16 protein-coding genes are annotated in these 14,686 nt (G+C 65.8%); 3 read left to right on the top strand and 13 right to left on the bottom strand.

Features of this window, described 5'->3' with window-relative positions; genetic code table 11:
• Positions 1-2 precede the first annotated feature (2 nt).
• Positions 3-380 carry a winged helix-turn-helix domain-containing protein gene (locus AC1DW9_RS11700; protein WP_441489866.1) on the top strand — a complete coding sequence of 126 codons (378 nt, stop codon included), beginning with the start codon at positions 3-5 and terminating at the stop codon, positions 378-380.
• 70 nt (positions 381-450) lie between these two features.
• On the opposite strand, the gene AC1DW9_RS11695 is transcribed toward AC1DW9_RS11700, so the two are convergent.
• The 7 genes from AC1DW9_RS11695 to AC1DW9_RS11665 are packed head-to-tail and all read right to left on the bottom strand — an operon-like array spanning position 451 to position 7,106.
• Positions 451-1,503 carry a polyamine ABC transporter substrate-binding protein gene (locus tag AC1DW9_RS11695; RefSeq protein ID WP_069880423.1) on the bottom strand — a complete coding sequence of 351 codons (1,053 nt, stop codon included), beginning with the start codon at positions 1,501-1,503 and terminating at the stop codon, positions 451-453.
• Positions 1,500-2,696 carry an NAD(P)/FAD-dependent oxidoreductase gene (locus AC1DW9_RS11690; protein WP_441505845.1) on the bottom strand — a complete coding sequence of 399 codons (1,197 nt, stop codon included), beginning with the start codon at positions 2,694-2,696 and terminating at the stop codon, positions 1,500-1,502. The genes AC1DW9_RS11695 and AC1DW9_RS11690 overlap by 4 nt, the downstream gene beginning before the upstream one ends.
• Positions 2,693-4,081, bottom strand: coding sequence for an FAD/NAD(P)-dependent oxidoreductase (locus tag AC1DW9_RS11685; protein WP_441505846.1), 1,389 nt, complete (start codon positions 4,079-4,081; stop codon positions 2,693-2,695). Before AC1DW9_RS11685 ends, AC1DW9_RS11690 begins: the two co-directional genes overlap by 4 nt.
• Positions 4,078-4,368, bottom strand: a complete 291-nt coding sequence (locus AC1DW9_RS11680) for a (2Fe-2S)-binding protein (RefSeq protein ID WP_441505847.1) — start codon at positions 4,366-4,368, stop codon at positions 4,078-4,080. The genes AC1DW9_RS11685 and AC1DW9_RS11680 overlap by 4 nt, the downstream gene beginning before the upstream one ends.
• A gap of 10 nt (positions 4,369-4,378) precedes the next feature.
• The gene (locus AC1DW9_RS11675) at positions 4,379-5,173 is read right to left on the bottom strand and encodes an ABC transporter permease (RefSeq protein WP_113519132.1); all 795 of its coding nucleotides are present in this window, start codon (positions 5,171-5,173) and stop codon (positions 4,379-4,381) included.
• A 5-nt stretch (positions 5,174-5,178) separates the two neighbouring features.
• Positions 5,179-6,036 carry an ABC transporter permease gene (locus AC1DW9_RS11670; RefSeq protein WP_069880418.1) on the bottom strand — a complete coding sequence of 286 codons (858 nt, stop codon included), beginning with the start codon at positions 6,034-6,036 and terminating at the stop codon, positions 5,179-5,181.
• Positions 6,033-7,106: an ABC transporter ATP-binding protein gene (locus tag AC1DW9_RS11665; RefSeq protein WP_441489862.1), complete on the bottom strand. Its 1,074-nt coding sequence runs from the start codon at positions 7,104-7,106 to the stop codon at positions 6,033-6,035. The genes AC1DW9_RS11670 and AC1DW9_RS11665 overlap by 4 nt, the downstream gene beginning before the upstream one ends.
• 182 nt (positions 7,107-7,288) lie before the next feature.
• Between AC1DW9_RS11665 and AC1DW9_RS11660 the strand changes: the two genes are divergently transcribed.
• Complete coding sequence (locus tag AC1DW9_RS11660; protein ID WP_441489861.1) at positions 7,289-8,116, top strand: IclR family transcriptional regulator; 828 nt, start codon at positions 7,289-7,291, stop codon at positions 8,114-8,116.
• A 19-nt stretch (positions 8,117-8,135) separates the two neighbouring features.
• Here the strand turns inward: AC1DW9_RS11660 and AC1DW9_RS11655 are convergent, their stop codons facing one another.
• The 6 genes from AC1DW9_RS11655 to AC1DW9_RS11630 are packed head-to-tail and all read right to left on the bottom strand — an operon-like array spanning position 8,136 to position 13,974.
• Complete coding sequence (locus AC1DW9_RS11655; protein ID WP_476855093.1) at positions 8,136-9,122, bottom strand: TRAP transporter substrate-binding protein; 987 nt, start codon at positions 9,120-9,122, stop codon at positions 8,136-8,138.
• The gene (locus AC1DW9_RS11650) at positions 9,122-10,990 is read right to left on the bottom strand and encodes a TRAP transporter large permease (protein ID WP_476776336.1); all 1,869 of its coding nucleotides are present in this window, start codon (positions 10,988-10,990) and stop codon (positions 9,122-9,124) included. The genes AC1DW9_RS11655 and AC1DW9_RS11650 overlap by 1 nt, the downstream gene beginning before the upstream one ends.
• An 18-nt stretch (positions 10,991-11,008) precedes the next feature.
• Positions 11,009-11,323 carry an NIPSNAP family protein gene (locus AC1DW9_RS11645; protein ID WP_043235378.1) on the bottom strand — a complete coding sequence of 105 codons (315 nt, stop codon included), beginning with the start codon at positions 11,321-11,323 and terminating at the stop codon, positions 11,009-11,011.
• A gap of 3 nt (positions 11,324-11,326) precedes the next feature.
• Positions 11,327-12,457, bottom strand: coding sequence for an LLM class flavin-dependent oxidoreductase (locus tag AC1DW9_RS11640; protein ID WP_441489858.1), 1,131 nt, complete (start codon positions 12,455-12,457; stop codon positions 11,327-11,329).
• A gap of 29 nt (positions 12,458-12,486) precedes the next feature.
• Positions 12,487-13,362, bottom strand: a complete 876-nt coding sequence (locus tag AC1DW9_RS11635; protein WP_441489857.1) for an ABC transporter substrate-binding protein — start codon at positions 13,360-13,362, stop codon at positions 12,487-12,489.
• 9 nt (positions 13,363-13,371) lie between these two features.
• Positions 13,372-13,974 carry a nitroreductase family protein gene (locus AC1DW9_RS11630; RefSeq protein WP_441489856.1) on the bottom strand — a complete coding sequence of 201 codons (603 nt, stop codon included), beginning with the start codon at positions 13,972-13,974 and terminating at the stop codon, positions 13,372-13,374.
• Between the two features lie 490 nt (positions 13,975-14,464).
• Here AC1DW9_RS11630 and AC1DW9_RS11625 point away from each other — a divergent pair, with 490 nt between their 5' ends.
• On the top strand, positions 14,465-14,626 hold the full coding sequence (locus tag AC1DW9_RS11625) for a hypothetical protein (protein WP_441479381.1): 162 nt from the start codon (positions 14,465-14,467) through the stop codon (positions 14,624-14,626).
• Positions 14,627-14,686: the final 60 nt, after the last annotated feature.

The following is a 14,686-nucleotide window of genomic DNA, read 5'->3' as shown; positions in this document are numbered from 1 at the left end:
GAATGCCCGAAACGCCGCCGCCCCCCGCCGTCGAACTCAGCCTCAGGCTCGACTTCTCGCCCGGCGGCCGACTCGGCCCGGGCAAGGTCGAGTTGCTCGAAGCTGTCGAGCAGACGGGCTCGATTTCTGCAGCGGGACGGGCGATGACCATGTCCTACAGGCGAGCCTGGCTATTGGTCGACGAACTCAACAGGATGTTCCGGCAACCGCTTGTGGAAGCCCAGCCCGGCGGCAGCAAGGGCGGTGGAGCGCATCTGACGCCGCTCGGACGCGAGGTCGTGGCGCATTACCGCGCTGTCGAGAGCAAGGCACTGAAGGCGGGCAATCTTCATATCGAAGCCCTGCGCGGGCTCGTCGACGAGCGGGGCGGCAAGTCCTGATCGGCAAGTCCTGAAACGAGAACGGCGCACGGTCGAACCGACCGCGCGCCGTGGAAGCCGGGCCTCAGGCTCAGCGTTCGATCATCTTGTTCCAGCGGCTGTTCCATTCCGGGCGCTTGGCGTTGATCGCATCCCAGTCCAGCGTCACTGCGGTCTTCATGTTGGCGTGGAAGGCCTTGAGCTTCTCCTCGGCCTCCGGCGTCGTGGCCTTTGCCTTGGTGTTGGAAGGCACGACATTGCCGGCAGCCAGCGCCTTGCTCTGCGCATCGGCCGAAAGCAGATAGGCCGCCAGCTTCTGTGCCAGCTCCGGCTCCGAGTTATTGGCGATGACGCATTGCGCCACCATCAGCACGACGGACCCTTCCTTCGGCTGGGCATATTCCGCCGCAATGCCCTTTTCCTTCAAGGTCGCGACCGCCGTCGGCGTCAGCGGGAAGATCGCTGCTTCGCCGGTCTGGACCATTTCCGAGATCTTGGCCGAGCTCGGGATGAACTCGAGCACGTTCTTGCCGATCAGGTCGCGGAACTTGCTGAAGCCCGGCTCGACATTGGTCTCGTTGCCGCCCTGGATACGGTTGAACATCAGGAAGGCGTGCAGACCGAAGGACGACGCCGAGGCCGACTGGAACACGACCTTGCCCTTGAACTTCGGGTCGGCGAGATCCATCCACGAAGTCGGCGCAGCCCAGCCCTTCTCGTCGAACATCTTCTTGTTATAGGCGAGCCCGGTCATGCCGAGGTCGATACCGACTGCCATGTCGTCCTTCATCCGGGTGCCCTGAGCAAGCTCGGCCAGCTCCGGACCGGGCTTCAGCTTTTCGCAGAGGCCGGCGCCGATCGCGCGCACCATGACGCCGTCATCGAGGAACATCACATGCATCTGCGGCTTGTCCTTGGCCGCAGTCGCCTTGGCCAGGATGTCCGAGGAAGTGCCCGGCACGACGACGATCTTGACGTCATTGGCCTTCTCGAACTCGGGGAAGACAGCCTGCGTGAAGGTGCGCTCGAAATTGCCGCCATTCATGCCGACATAGAGCGTCTTGGACTGCGCCATGGCGGCGCCGGAGGCGACGACGGCAAATGCGGCGACAGTGCTCGCCAGAGCGGTACGGCGGTTGATCATGAACGTGTCTCCCTTGTGTGTGGTGGCTCTGATGCTTCTCCCGCACCCGAGCCTCGGTCTGTGCGGGTCGAAATCGGAACGGGCGCGAAGCGTCCGATCGTGAACGCGTCGATGGGCGTCGTGCTGCGCCCGTCGCGGACAAGTTCGGCGAGGACCTCGCCGACGCCGGGAGCGATCTGAAAGCCGGCCCCGGTGAAGCCGAAGGCGTGGATCAGGCCGGGTGTCGTCAGGCTCGGCCCGATCACCGGGTTGCGATCGGGTATCGCTCCCTCGGTGCCGCTCCAGAAGCGGATGGCATGGGCGTGGCGCAGGCCCGGGAAGAGTTCGGCCGCGCGGTTCATGATGGCAAGCGCGCCCTCGCCGCGTGGGCGCGAGAAATCGGGATCGTCCAGGGGCAAGGCGCGTTCGCCGCCGACGACGCAATTGCCGCGCTCGACCTGCCGGGCATAGATGCCGCCGCCCTCCATGCCGATATTGGCGGTCATGATCGCCTCGAGCGGCTCGGTCACCACCATCGAGGGATAGATGCGCGCAAGCGGCACAGGCTCGCCAAATGCCGCAGCGAAGCTGTCAGCCCAGGCGCCCGCGCTGTTGATGACGAAACGCGCGCTCAGCGAGAGATCATCGCCCGCTTCCAGCGCGAAGCCCGCACCGTTGCGCGTTACGCCCTTCACCGGCGTGTTCTCCAGCACATGGACACCGACACGGCGCGCTGCGCTGGCAAAGCCGGTCGAGACCAGTCGCGGATTGGCATGGCCGTCGCCGGCGCAGAAGGAGGCGCCGAACACGTCGCCGCCGACCCAGCCGAAGCGCTCGCGCAGGCCGTTATGGCCAATCAGCTCGAGGCCGAGCCCCTGTCCGGCAACTGTCTCGGCATAGGCTTCAAGTGCAGCCATGTCGGCCTCGTCGCGCGCGAGCTTGAGGTGGCCGGAGCGCAGGAACTCGCCATCGATGCCGATCAACGCCTGCAGCCGCGGCCAGATGGCATGCGCGCGCTGAGACAGCGGCAACTGCTCGAGCGGCCGTCCCTGGCGACGCACACCGCCATAGTTTACGCCGCTCGCCTGCGCGCCACAAAAGCCCTTGTCGAGCAGCGCCACCGACATGCCCATGCCGCGCAGCGCAAGAGCCGCCGAACTGCCGACCAGGCCGCCGCCAATGATGGCGACATCGACATCAAGACGCCGGCTCATTCCGCGGCCTCCGCACCGGTCTCGGCCATCGTCAACGCGAGGGGGATCGGCTTGACCGGCGCCTGGCTCCGCAGCCGGCCGACAGCGTCGATTCCCCGGCCCGTCTCTCCGGCGAGAAGCTCGGCCGCCACGCTGCCGCAGATCCGCCCCTGGCAACGGCCCATGCCGATCCGGCTGACGGCCTTCAGCCGATTGAGCTCGCTGATCTCGAAATGACCGACCGCGCGGCGAACCTCGCCAGCGCTGATCTCTTCGCAGCGGCAGACGGGGGTCTCGTCGGCAATGTCCTTCGCCCAATGCGCCGGGAACGGGAACGCGGCTTCGAGGACATTGCGGAAGCGGCCGATGCGGGAAAGCGCGCGCCCAATGGCCTCGGCGCGCTCCGGGTCATGCGGCAAGCCGCGATCCTCGAGCAGGGCTAGCCCGGCGCGCTCGCCCGCGAGTTCCGCCGCATCGGCACCCGCAATGGCAGCCCCGTCACCCGCGAGATAGACGCCTGGCACGCTGCCACGACCGGCCGCATCGCGTTCAGGGAGCCAGGCACGGTCACGCTCGTCGAACCCGAAGCGGCAACCGGCGAGATCGGCGAGCTGGGTTTCCGAGCGCAGCGCCAGGCCGTAGCCGATGCCATCGCAGGAGAGCCTCCGCGAGCGCGTGCCCTGGCGCCACAGGATCGCCTCGACGCGCCTGTCCCCTTCGACGCGGACATCCTCCACGCCATAATGCAGCGCGACGCCGCGCAGCCTGAGTTCGGCCGTCATCCGCATGCCGCGCAAGATGACCGCAGGTTCGAGCGCAAGGCCGCGCAGCAGGTTGAGCTTCGCGTTGAAGGGAGCGGTATCCAGCACCGCGGCGACGTCGACGCCAGCCTTCAGATACTGCCAGGCGACGAGATAGAGCAGCGGCCCGGAGCCGAGGAAGACGACGCGCGAGCCAATGGCGCAGCCTTGCGCCTTCAGTGCGATCTGGGCACCACCGAGGGTGAAGACGCCCGGCAGGGTCCAGCCCGGAATCGGCAGGATGCGATCGGTCGCCCCGGTTGCCAGGATCAACCCATCATAGGCGATCTGCCGGTTGGTTCCTGCCACTGCGATATCGGCCTGGCCGTCCCGCAGGTTCCAGAGCAGCGCCTGCGGCCAGTAGTCGAGCCGTCCGGCAAGGGCGGCGAAATCGCTGTGCAGCCGCTCGGCCTTCGACGCTTCGGAGCCATAGAGCGCCGCGCTGCTGCGTTCGTCGGCAACCAGCCTCTGGCGATAGATCTGACCGCCGCAGGCGGGCGCCTCGTCGACGACGAGCGGTCGCAGGCCAGCCTTGACCAGTGCCTCGGCGGCCCGGACGCCGGCGGGCCCGGCGCCAACGATCAGCGGTTGCGCACGCGCCGTCACGCCACCCTCCCCTTGGCTGTCACGATCCGCATGCCGGCGGCGAGCGCCGTGGTGCAGGCGCGCAGGCGTGCCCCGCCTTCGAGACGGACCCAGCAATCCTGGCAGGCGCCCATCTGGCAGAAGCCGGCGCGCGGCGAAGCCGAGAACTCGCTCACCCGCAGCACCTCGCTGCGATTGAGGATGGCGGTCAGCACGGTGTCTCCGGCCCGCCCCTCGCAAGGCTCGCCGTCGAGAATGAAGGCGATGACCGGGTGGCTTTTGCGTGCGATGCGGTGAAGCAATGGCATCGGTCCGCGCTCACTTCTGTCCGACGAGGATCTTGTCGAGCCCGAACGCGCGGTCGAGCACCAGCATCGCGCCGGCCGTCAGCGCGATCATCAGCGCCGAGACCGCCGCCATCATCGGGTCGATGGATTCGGTCGCGTACATGTACATACGGACCGGCAAGGTCACGGTCGCCGGCGAGGTGACGAAGATCGACATCGTCAGCTCGTCGAAGCTGTTGATGAAGGCGAGCAGCCAGCCGCCGGTGATGCCCGGCAGGATCATCGGCGCGGTGACGCGGCGGAATACCGTCCAGTGCGAGGCGCCGAGCGTCATCGCCGCCTGCTCGGCACTGCGATCCATGCCCGAGAGCGCCGCAAGGACCAGCCGCAGCACATAGGGCGTGACGATGATGACATGGCTGACCACCAGCCAGGTGAAGCTTCCGGTCGCGCCGATCAGGGCGAAGAGCCGCAGGAAGGCCACGCCCAGGACGAGATGCGGGATGATCAGCGGCGACAGGAAGAGCGCGTTCAGCCCATCACGGCCGGGAAAGTCGTAGCGGTCGATGGCGAGCCCGGCCGGCACGGCGAGTGCGATCGCGATCGTTGCCGACAGTGTCGCGAGCCACAGGCTGTTGACGAAGGAGGCGACGAAATCCGGGTGCACGAAGATCTCGCGGAACCAGCGCAGCGAGAAGCTGGTGGTCGGGATCGAGAGCGTGTTCTCGGGCGTGAAAGCGACGAGGCAGATGACCAGCAGCGGCGCCAGCACGAAGGCGACGACGAGCGTGTGGAAGGCGAGCGCGATCGGACCATTTTTCTGCATGGCGCTTATCCCAGGGTCCGGCGGGCGCGGGCTTCGACCATGCGGTTATAGGCCAGCATGATGATGAGGTTCGCGACGAGCACGATGATCGCGATCGTGGCGCCGAGCGGCCAGTTCAGCTCATGCATGAACTCGTCATAGACGAGCGTCGCCGCCATCTTGAGCCGGCGGCCACCAAGCAGGCCGGGGATCGCGAAGGCGCTGGCCGAGAGCCCGAAGACGATCAGGCTGCCAGATAGCATGCCCATGCTGACCTGCGGCATCACCACCCGGCGCAGCGCGGTGAAACGCGAGGCGCCAAGCGTCCAGGCGGCAGCCTCGACGGAAGGATCGAGCTTCTGCAGCGAAGTCCAGACCGGGATGACCATGAAGGGCAGCATGACGTGGACAAGCGCGATCACGATCGCCGTCTCGGTGTAGAGCAGCTTCACGGTGCCAAGCCCAAGCGCCTGGAGTGCCTGGTTCACCAGTCCGGTCGAGCCAAGCAGCATGCTCCAGCCAAAGGCACGCACCACCACCGAGACGAGCAGCGGCCCGATGATCACCAGCAGGAAGACGGAGCGCCAGGGATCGCGCATCCGCGCCAGGATATAGGCCTCGGGCACACCGATCAGCGCGCAGAGCAGTGTCGTCAGAGCAGCCACGCGCAGCGTCCGCAAGAAGATACCGAGATAATAATCGTCCGTGACCACCGCGAGGTAGTGGGCGAACGTGAATTCGTTCTTGATGCCCGTGCCGTGGTCATAGACGTGGAATGACAAAATCACCGTCAGCACCAGCGGGACGATGACCAGAGCCAGGAACAGCAGGGCGCCGGGCGAGACCAGCAGCCAGGGCGTCAGCGCCGAGCGGGCCCGACTCATGCCGCGGCTCCGGTCGTAGCGGTAACGGCCTCGACCCGCAGGCTCGCAGGCGTCCAGTCCAGTGCAACGGCATCGCCCTCGCCTGCCGGCTCTTCGCCATGGTTGGGAACCGAGACAGAGAGCGCTCCAACCGGCGTCTCGACGGTGAAGAGCCAGTAGCTACCGAGGAAGAAGCGATTGACGATGGTACCGTCGAGCCGGCCCTGGCCCTGCGACCGCAGCAGGATCTTTTCAGGACGCAGCGAGAGCGCGACCGTCTGGCCGTCCGGGAAGCTCGCCTGCTCGCAAGGCAGGGACACGCCGTTGATCTGCGGTGTTCCGGCGGGGCCGTGCCCTCGCCAGATGCCGTCCAGCCGGTTCATCTTGCCGACGAAGGAGGAGATGAAAGCCGTAGCCGGGCGCTCATAGAGCCGGTAGGGCGCATCGATCTGGGTCATGCGACCCTGCTCCATCACGACCACCCGATCGCTGATCGACAAGGCTTCCGCCTGGTCATGCGTGACCATGATCGTCGTCGTGCCGACGCTCTGCTGGATCCGGCGCAGTTCGAACTGCATTTCCTCGCGCAGCTTGGCGTCGAGATTGGAAAGCGGCTCGTCGAGCAGCAGCACCGGGGGCACGATCACCAGTGCACGCGCGATCGCGACGCGCTGGCGCTGGCCGCCCGAAAGCTGGCGCGGATATCGGTCGGCAAGCTGGGCCAGATGCACCAGCCCGAGCATCGTCTTGACGCGCTCGTCGCGCTCGGCGCGGGCGACCTTGCGCATCTCCAGGCCGAAGGCGACGTTCTGCGCCACGGTCATGTGCGGAAACAGTGCATAGCTCTGGAAGACGATGCCGAGACCGCGCGTGTTCGGCTTCTCACGGGTGATGTCGCGCCCGTCGAGAGCGATCTTTCCGCCTGTCGGTTCGACGAGGCCGGCGATCATCTGAAGCGTCGTGGTCTTGCCGCAGCCGGACGGACCGAGCAGCGAAACGAACTCGCCCTTGGCGACGCTGAGGTCGACATCGCGCACCGCGGCGTGATCGCCATAGACCTTGCTCAGCGACGCCAGCGTCAGGAAGCCCATCTCCACCTCGCCTGGTAGACACCCCGGGAGCATCGAACGGGGCGCCGATCTGCAACGGCGCAAGGAGGCGGCAGGGGCACGAATTCGTCAATTTATAATTTCATAGAAGAGAATTTCATTTGACTTAATTTCGACATATGGAATTTTCTAAAGGACATCGAAATGCAAATTCGGACAACCGAATGAACGATTCAGCCGAAGCGACATCGAGCCTGCGTCGCGCGCTCGGTCTCCTGCGCATCCTCGCGGCAGCGGATCCGGCCGGTATACGCCTGAAGGACCTCTCCGAGGCGGCAGGCTGCAGCCAGCCGACGGCGCATCGCGCCTTGCAGGACCTGATCGCGGAAGGTTTCGCCGAGCAGGTCACCGGTGGGAAGCGTTACCGGCTGGCCCTGGACTTCTTCGTGCTGGCGGCCCGCGCCGGCCAGGCCAGCGGATTGCGCGATCTTGCACGGCCGGTACTGCTGCGCCTCTCGGCGACGCTGCACGACACCATCTTCCTGCTGGTCCGCAACGGCTACGATGCTGTCTGCCTCGATCGGGTCGAAGGCCCCTTCCCGATCCGGTCCTTCACGGGCGATATCGGCGGCAAGGTGCCGCTCGGCATTGGACAGGGCAGCCTCGCCATTCTCGCGCATCTTCCCGAGGACGAACGCGAGGCCGTGATCCGCTTCAATATCCCGCGTCTGCTCGATCGCGGCTTTCTGGACGAGGCCGGCCTGCGCATCGCGCTGGCCGAGGCACGCGAGCTGGGCTGGGTCAGCCTCAATACCGGGCTGATCCCGGGCATGGCCGGCCTCGGCGTGCCGGTCTTCGATGCAGAAGGCCGCGCCGTCGCGGCGCTCAGCATCGGCACTCTGGCGGAGCGCCTCAGCGACGAGCGGGGCCCGAATGTCGCGCGGATTCTCCAGCGGGAGGCCGCGACGCTCGGCGCGAGCCTCAATCCGTTCGATGTTTCGCTGCGCTATCCCTCACGCAGCCTCAGCAGCACGGCCCGCCAGTATCCCTGAGAAAGCGAGGCGGGCGCGATCACTCCACCTTGGYGATCGCTTCGATCTTCTCGATGCCGCCGAGCTTCGGGGCGAATGAGATCCAGACCTTGCGGGCACCGGCCTCCCAGCCTGGACGATCCTCCGGTTGGACGAGCTTGCCCCCCTCGGATTGCGCCTTGGCCATCGATGCCTCCTCGTCGGCAAGGATGAGGTCATCGAAATAGGACGTGCCTTCGGCTGCCGCCTCGGACAGCGCCTTGCGATCCTCCGCCGTAAGCCCCTTCCAGAAGGACGCCGAGACATAGACGACGCCGCTCGCCCAGATATGCCCGGTCTCGATCAGATAGGGCACGACCTCGTGCAGCTTGAAGCCGACATAGGCCGATTTGGTGAGGTCCATGGCATCGACGACGCCGGTTTTCAGCGCGTTATAGGTTTCGGGGATCGGAATCGGCGTCGGATAGGCGCCGAGTCCCGACCAGAGCTCGGTATGAAGCGGGCTCTGGATTACGCGGATGCGCTTGCCCTTGACCGATTCAGGCGTCGTCAACGGCTCCTTCGCCAACAGGTGGCGCGCGCCGTAATTGATGAAGCCGAGCACGACAAAACCCTGCGCCTCGTATTTCGCCTTGAGTTCGGCGCCAAGCGCACCATCAAGCACGCGCTTGAGATGGCCACGATCGCGGAACAGGAAGGGCAGATCGAGGATCTGGCCGTCCGGCACCCAGGAGGAGAGCGCCGAGATCGTCGAAAGCGAGGCCTGGACCGAACCGAGCCTGATCCCTTCCGCGACCTCCTTCTCGCCGCCGAGTGCCGCGTTGCCGACGATGCGCAGATCGAAGCGGCCGGGCGCGGTCCTGTTCAGCGTCTCCGCGATCCTGCGCCAGATCTTCGTCTCTGGCTTGTCCTCGCCGAAGAGCGAGGCGACGGTCACCGGCCGGCCAGCGGCATGGACCGCACGAGCCGAGAGGAGCGCGGGCGCGGCAAGCAGGCCTGCGGCGACTTGGCGGCGGGTCAACGACATCAGAAGAACTCCTTGATGGAAAGCGGGAGCGACGGCCAGACGGCTGCACCGAGCGAGAGAACGGCGAGCGCCACCAGCAGCGAGCCGAGCAAGGGCAGCACAGCGCGGAAGACCGAGCCCGCGGGAATGCGCAAGATGCCGCTGACGACATAGACGAGGATGCCGAGCGGCGGCGTCAGCCCGTGGATCATCAGGTTGACGACGAGGATGACGCCGAACTGGATCGGGTCCAGTCCGGCCGCGACGGCGACCGGCAACAGCAGCGGACCGAGCAGCAGGATCGCAGCGCCGATATCGAGGAAGAGCCCCGCCGCCAGCAGCACGAGATTGGCGAGCAGGATCACCGCATAGGGACCGGCGCCGAGAGCGGTCACCAGGGCTGCCATCTGGTCCGAGACCCGGTCGACCGCGAGCATGAAGGCAAACGGCGCGGAGGCTCCGATGAGCAGGCCGACGGCCGCTGCCTCCGTCGCCGATTTCCGCAAGGCGGCGAAGACGGTGCGACCATTCAAGCTCCGTAGCGCGAGGCAGGTCACCAACGAATAGGCCACCGCGAGCGCAGACGCTTCCGTCACGGTCACCACGCCGAAGCGGATGCCGACCACCACGACGATCCCGAGTCCGATCGCGGGCAGCGCCCCGACAAAGCTTCGCACGCGCTCGACACCGGTCGCCTTCGGCGCAGCGTCGACGACATTGCGCACGCTGAGATGAATGCCGATGGCGAGAGCCAGCGCCAACACCCCACCAGCGATAAAACCGCCAACCAGAAGCGAGCCGACCGAAAGGTTTGTCGCAGTCGCCAGCAGCAGGAACGCGATCGAGGGCGGGATGATATTGTCCAGCATCGAGACGCCGGCGACGATCGCGCCAGCCTGCGCCGGCGGATAACCACGGGCGATCAGCGTCGGCGCCATCACCTTGGCCCCGAAGGCGGCATTCGCCACCGAAGAACCCGACGCCCCTGAGAACAGGACGCTCGCGACGAGCGCCGTCTGGGCGAGGCCCGCCCGCAGGTGCCCGACGAGCGCGCCGGCAAAGCGCACGAGCCGTTCCGCAAGGCCGCCTTCGGTCAGCAACTCGCCCGCTAACAGGAAAAAGGGCACCGCGAGCAGCAGGAACTTGCTGATCCCGGAGACCGTGTTCTGCACGATCGCTGGCTCGGGAAGCAGCCCGCCAAAGGCCCCTGTCAGCGAGACGCCGGCCAGCAGCGCGAATGGCAGAGGCGCGCCCAGGATCAGGCCAAGCCCGGCAAATCCGGCGGCGATGAGGCTCGGTGGCTCGACGAAGAGCCCGGTGACCTGCTGCGCCAGCAGGTAGGAGCCGGTCCCGACCGCAAGCGAAAGCGCTGCCGAGAGCCAGGAGCGGTCCAAAGCAGCGCGAGCCAGAACGACCAGCAGCGTCAGTCCGCCCCCGATCGCGAAGACGCCGAAGCGCAGCGACTCCGGCAAGCCCAGCACGGTCGAGACGCCGCCGACCTGCGCCGCGACCCCGGCGCCGCCAAGCGCGAGCACGAGTGAGCCATGCACGGCAAAACCATCGGCCAGGATCGCCGCCCCTCGCTGTCCCGAGGCCGGCAACAGCCTGACGATGACATCGAGCCGCATGGCAAGCGCGCTGGTCGCGGCAAGCGGCGCTCCGATGGCGATCAGCGCGGCATGAAGCCAGATCGCCAACTCGTCCGACCAGACGAAGCCGCCGCCGAAGACATACCGACGAATGACATCCGCAATGACCACGCTGAACAGGATCGCGAGCAACGCCGCGCCCGCAATCTCGAGGACCGAGACGAGGCGCGACAGCGCGCGCGCGGCAGGGCGACGCAAAAGCCCGGGCGTTTCCGCCCTCACATCAGCCAAGGTTGTCATCACGCGTTCGCCAGGAGCTTAGCGCAGGGGCGAAAAGGCGGTCGGCCGCAGGATACGGCTTCGCATCTCGAGAACATAGGGCGCAGCCTTGGCGCGAAAGGCCTGCCAGGCAGGGTCGGCTTCCATTGCGGCACGCCGACGTTCGCGGTCGCCGGCATCCTCGAAGCGCCACATATGCACGACCTCGTTGACCACGCCGGTATCGGTGGTGAACCAGCCGATCAGATGGCCGAGATGCGAGACCTGCAGTTCCATGCCTTCGCGGACATAGAGGTCGAGATAATCGCGCACATGGGCGGGCTTGATGGCATAGGTGCGTTCGTCGAGGATCATGACTTAGCCTGCGGCTTTCGCTGAGAGGTCGCGGTCGAACAGGTTGGACCAGGTGAAGGCCGAGCCCGCCCGGGGAGTTCTTGCCACGTCGAGATGCGGCAAGACCAGTTCGGCGAAGCGGTAGGCTTCCTCGAGCAGCGGCATGCCGGACAGAATGAAGGTCTCGATGCCCGCCGCCTGATAGGCGCGCAACGTCCGGATCACGGTCTCGGGCGAGCCGACGATTGCAGTGCCGGGCCCGGGACGCACGAGCCCCAACCCAGCCCAAAGTCCTGGCGCAATCTCGAGGTCACGCGCGAATTTGGGCTTCAACCCGCCATGCAGTGCCGTCATCTTCTGTTGCCCGACTGAATCCGTGCCGGCCACGAAACGGGCATTGGCCGCGATGGCGGCGTCGTCCATCTGATCATGGAGATCCTGAGCCGCCGCCCAGGCCTCCTCGTCGGTCTCGCGGACGACCACATAGAGCCGGATGCCATAGTTCAACTCGCGGCCATGGGCCGCGGCGCGCGCCCGCACATGCCCGACCTTTGCAGCCATCTCGTCCGGGGTTTCGCCCCAGGACAGATAGGTATCGACATGCTTGGCAGCGACCTCGATCGCAGCCTCGGAAGAGCCCCCGAACCAGAGATCGGGCTGCACGATCGGATCAGCACCCGAGAGAGCGAGCTTGGCCTCGATCGTCTCGACATGGCGTCCCTTGAAGGTCACCGTTTCGCCGGCGAGGATGCGCCGGAACACAGTGAGATATTCGTCGGCCATCACGTAGCGCTCGTCATGGGGCAGCAGCATGCCATAGGCGCCGAGCATCTTGGCGTCGCCCGAGACGATGTTGAGCAGCAACCGCCCCTTGGAGAATTCCTGGAAGGTCGCGGCCATCTTGGCCAGCAGCACCGGCGGGATCAGCCCGGGGTGGATCGCCGTCAGGAAGCGCATTCGCTCGGTGAAGGGCAGCAACGATGCGCCGAGAACCCAGACGTCATGCGCACCGGTCGCCAGCAGCGCGCCAGTGAAGCCGAGATGATCATAGGCCCGCGCCAATTGCTGCAGATAGGCATGATCCATCTTGCGGGCGCCGTCCTTCTTCCAGGGATAGCGGCCGTCAGGGGCGGTCAGATACCAGAGCACATTCATAGGCTTTGTCTCATGATTTGCAGTGATGCTTAAGCCGAAGCGGCGGCGTCTTCGAACCGGGAGAGGCCGAGCGCTCGCCGAAGAATGCCATGGCGGACGAGGCAGGCGGCCTCCTGCTCCTGTTCGGCCAGAACGGCGGCGTCGATCGCAGAGATGCGCCAATCGCGCGAGCGCAGAACGGCGAGCCATTGCGCTTCATCGACATCCCCCGATGCCGAGAGCTGGCGAGCAGCCGCTTCTGCATGGTCCTCAACGAAGCTCGCGATGCGCGCGATGTGCTTGTGGAAGGCGGCGATCTGGTTCGGCCGCCGATCGAGGACCGGACGATGCGTCCAGAACAGAGAGCGATTTGGGATGACGCCTCGCGTATCCGCCATGGCGACAAGCCCGCCTCGATCCAGCTCCACAGGCAGGTGAGGATCCATCGCGATCCAGGCCGCGACCTCGCCCTGCCGCAGAGCCCTTGCCGAAGCCACTGGCGAAAGATCGATGCGGTTGAAATCCGCAAGGCCCAGGCCAGCCCGTTCGGCGAGATGCGCCAGCAGATAGGTATGGAACGAGCCCTCGACGAGGGCGATCCGGCAGCCTTTGAGGCCTGCCAATGCGACCTCAGCCTCGTCCTTCCGCCTCAGGATGGCACCATTGGCCGGGCGCGGTTGAGAGGCCGCGAGATAGACCACCTCGAGCCCCAGATCCTGCGCGGTCAGCGGGGGCGTCGAGCCGGTGCCGCCGAGTTCGATCTCGCCGCCGGCGAGCAGTTCTCCGGTCGCGCGGCCATCGGCATAGTCGACGAACGCCCAGCGCTGATCGCCCTCCCTCTCCGCGAGCAGCCGCGCAAGGCGCAGATGCAGGTTGTTGGCATGGACCCCGACGCGAAGGCGGCCAGGCGAATGAAGACCGCTCATCTCGTCCCCTCAGCCAGCCGGGAAGGCGCCTTCGAAGACACTGGCCGAAAGCGGATTGCGCTGGCTCGGAACCTCGCGGGCCTGCAGTGCCTCGGGCAATTGCGCCTTGTCGCCCACCTTGCCGATGGCGACGGCCGCCTCGACCCGATAGCCGCCGGGAACATTCAACTCCACCGCAGCCCGCTCAAGATCGAGCCCCGCCATGCCATGCGCCTGCCAACCCGAGCGGGTCGCCTGCAATGCGAGATGGGCCCAGGCCGCACCGGCATCGAAGGAATGAGTGTGGGAGGCGATTTCCTCGACCTTGCCCGGAACGGCAAGCGTCGACTTCGAGACGATCACGACGAGTGCCGCCGAGTCCTTGGCCCATGACGCATTGAACGCATTCAGCAGGCCTAGCAGCCGATGCCAATGGGCGGAGGCACGCCGGGCATAGATGAAACGCCAGGGCTGGGAATTGTACGAGGATGGCGCCCAGCGCGCGGCTTCGAACAGAGAGAGCAACTCGGCTTCGCTGATCTCATCGTCACTGAATGCACGAGGCGACCAGCGTTCGAGAAAGAGTGGATCGATCGCATGGTCAGCGGCGCGGTCATTGGCAGTCGTCGGCATGATCCGGATGTCCGTGAGGCAGTATTGAGAAGTATGACACCAAAGCACTGAGGCAGGTTCGCCGCAGAATTGCGAACGTTCGGGCAGGGAACGTCCGCGATAACGCTCTCACGACTGGCCGAGCGAGCCTTCGCCGCTTACGAAGACCGCCTGATATCGTGCAGAAAGCATCGAGCTTGGACCGGCCCCGGTCAATAGAATTGTCTGTTTAAACGAACGATCGATTTGGAAGATTCTTTACGAACAGCCTCTAGATACGAGCAACCAATTCTCCATTGCCGTTTGCCGTTGGGGAATGCAGMCCAAAAACCCAAATCTGCCGCACGATCACCGCACAAGAATCCGTCATGCCGAACGAACGTGAACTTGCCCTTCCTTCCTCTGACGCTCCGCCCGGGTTCTTCTCCGGCCGCCGCGAGAAAAATTCCGACAGCAGGCGGAACCTTTGCGTCGCTGCGGCGTTTGCGGCGAAATGCGGGAGGTTGCGGTCATGAATGGCGTGGTGTTCGCCTCGGCAGTCGTCCTTTGCGGAGGCATCGTTTCGGTCCTCACCGGGAGTATTCCCACCCACGGATTTTTCGCTGAGTTTGTCTGGTCAGGGCTAGCCTTGGCTGGGCTGATCACCATCGCAGGCATCGAAGCCTCGAGCTGAATTCTTGTCTGCTCTTTGGTGTGAAAGGCGCCCTTCGTTACGAAGGCTCGCGCTGCATCC

The sequence above is a fragment of the Allobosea sp. P4_E12 genome (assembly GCF_056401655.1).
This window is presented reverse-complemented; position numbering and strand designations above follow the sequence as displayed.

What these genes read in the sequence shown, in the direction of transcription:
- AC1DW9_RS11645 (WP_043235378.1), bottom strand. Translation starts at nt 11,323, where the DNA reads ATGATCCTCGACGAACGCACCTATGCCATCAAGCCCGCCCATGTGCGC.
- AC1DW9_RS11650 (WP_476776336.1), bottom strand. Translation starts at nt 10,990, where the DNA reads ATGACAACCTTGGCTGATGTGAGGGCGGAAACGCCCGGGCTTTTGCGT.
- AC1DW9_RS11635 (WP_441489857.1), bottom strand. Translation starts at nt 13,362, where the DNA reads ATGAGCGGTCTTCATTCGCCTGGCCGCCTTCGCGTCGGGGTCCATGCC.
- AC1DW9_RS11670 (WP_069880418.1), bottom strand. Translation starts at nt 6,036, where the DNA reads ATGAGTCGGGCCCGCTCGGCGCTGACGCCCTGGCTGCTGGTCTCGCCC.
- AC1DW9_RS11695 (WP_069880423.1), bottom strand. Translation starts at nt 1,503, where the DNA reads ATGATCAACCGCCGTACCGCTCTGGCGAGCACTGTCGCCGCATTTGCC.
- AC1DW9_RS11660 (WP_441489861.1), top strand. Translation starts at nt 7,289, where the DNA reads ATGAACGATTCAGCCGAAGCGACATCGAGCCTGCGTCGCGCGCTCGGT.
- AC1DW9_RS11640 (WP_441489858.1), bottom strand. Translation starts at nt 12,457, where the DNA reads ATGAATGTGCTCTGGTATCTGACCGCCCCTGACGGCCGCTATCCCTGG.
- AC1DW9_RS11625 (WP_441479381.1), top strand. Translation starts at nt 14,465, where the DNA reads ATGAATGGCGTGGTGTTCGCCTCGGCAGTCGTCCTTTGCGGAGGCATC.
- AC1DW9_RS11665 (WP_441489862.1), bottom strand. Translation starts at nt 7,106, where the DNA reads ATGGGCTTCCTGACGCTGGCGTCGCTGAGCAAGGTCTATGGCGATCAC.
- AC1DW9_RS11690 (WP_441505845.1), bottom strand. Translation starts at nt 2,696, where the DNA reads ATGAGCCGGCGTCTTGATGTCGATGTCGCCATCATTGGCGGCGGCCTG.
- AC1DW9_RS11675 (WP_113519132.1), bottom strand. Translation starts at nt 5,173, where the DNA reads ATGCAGAAAAATGGTCCGATCGCGCTCGCCTTCCACACGCTCGTCGTC.
- AC1DW9_RS11700 (WP_441489866.1), top strand. Translation starts at nt 3, where the DNA reads ATGCCCGAAACGCCGCCGCCCCCCGCCGTCGAACTCAGCCTCAGGCTC.
- AC1DW9_RS11680 (WP_441505847.1), bottom strand. Translation starts at nt 4,368, where the DNA reads ATGCCATTGCTTCACCGCATCGCACGCAAAAGCCACCCGGTCATCGCC.
- AC1DW9_RS11630 (WP_441489856.1), bottom strand. Translation starts at nt 13,974, where the DNA reads ATGCCGACGACTGCCAATGACCGCGCCGCTGACCATGCGATCGATCCA.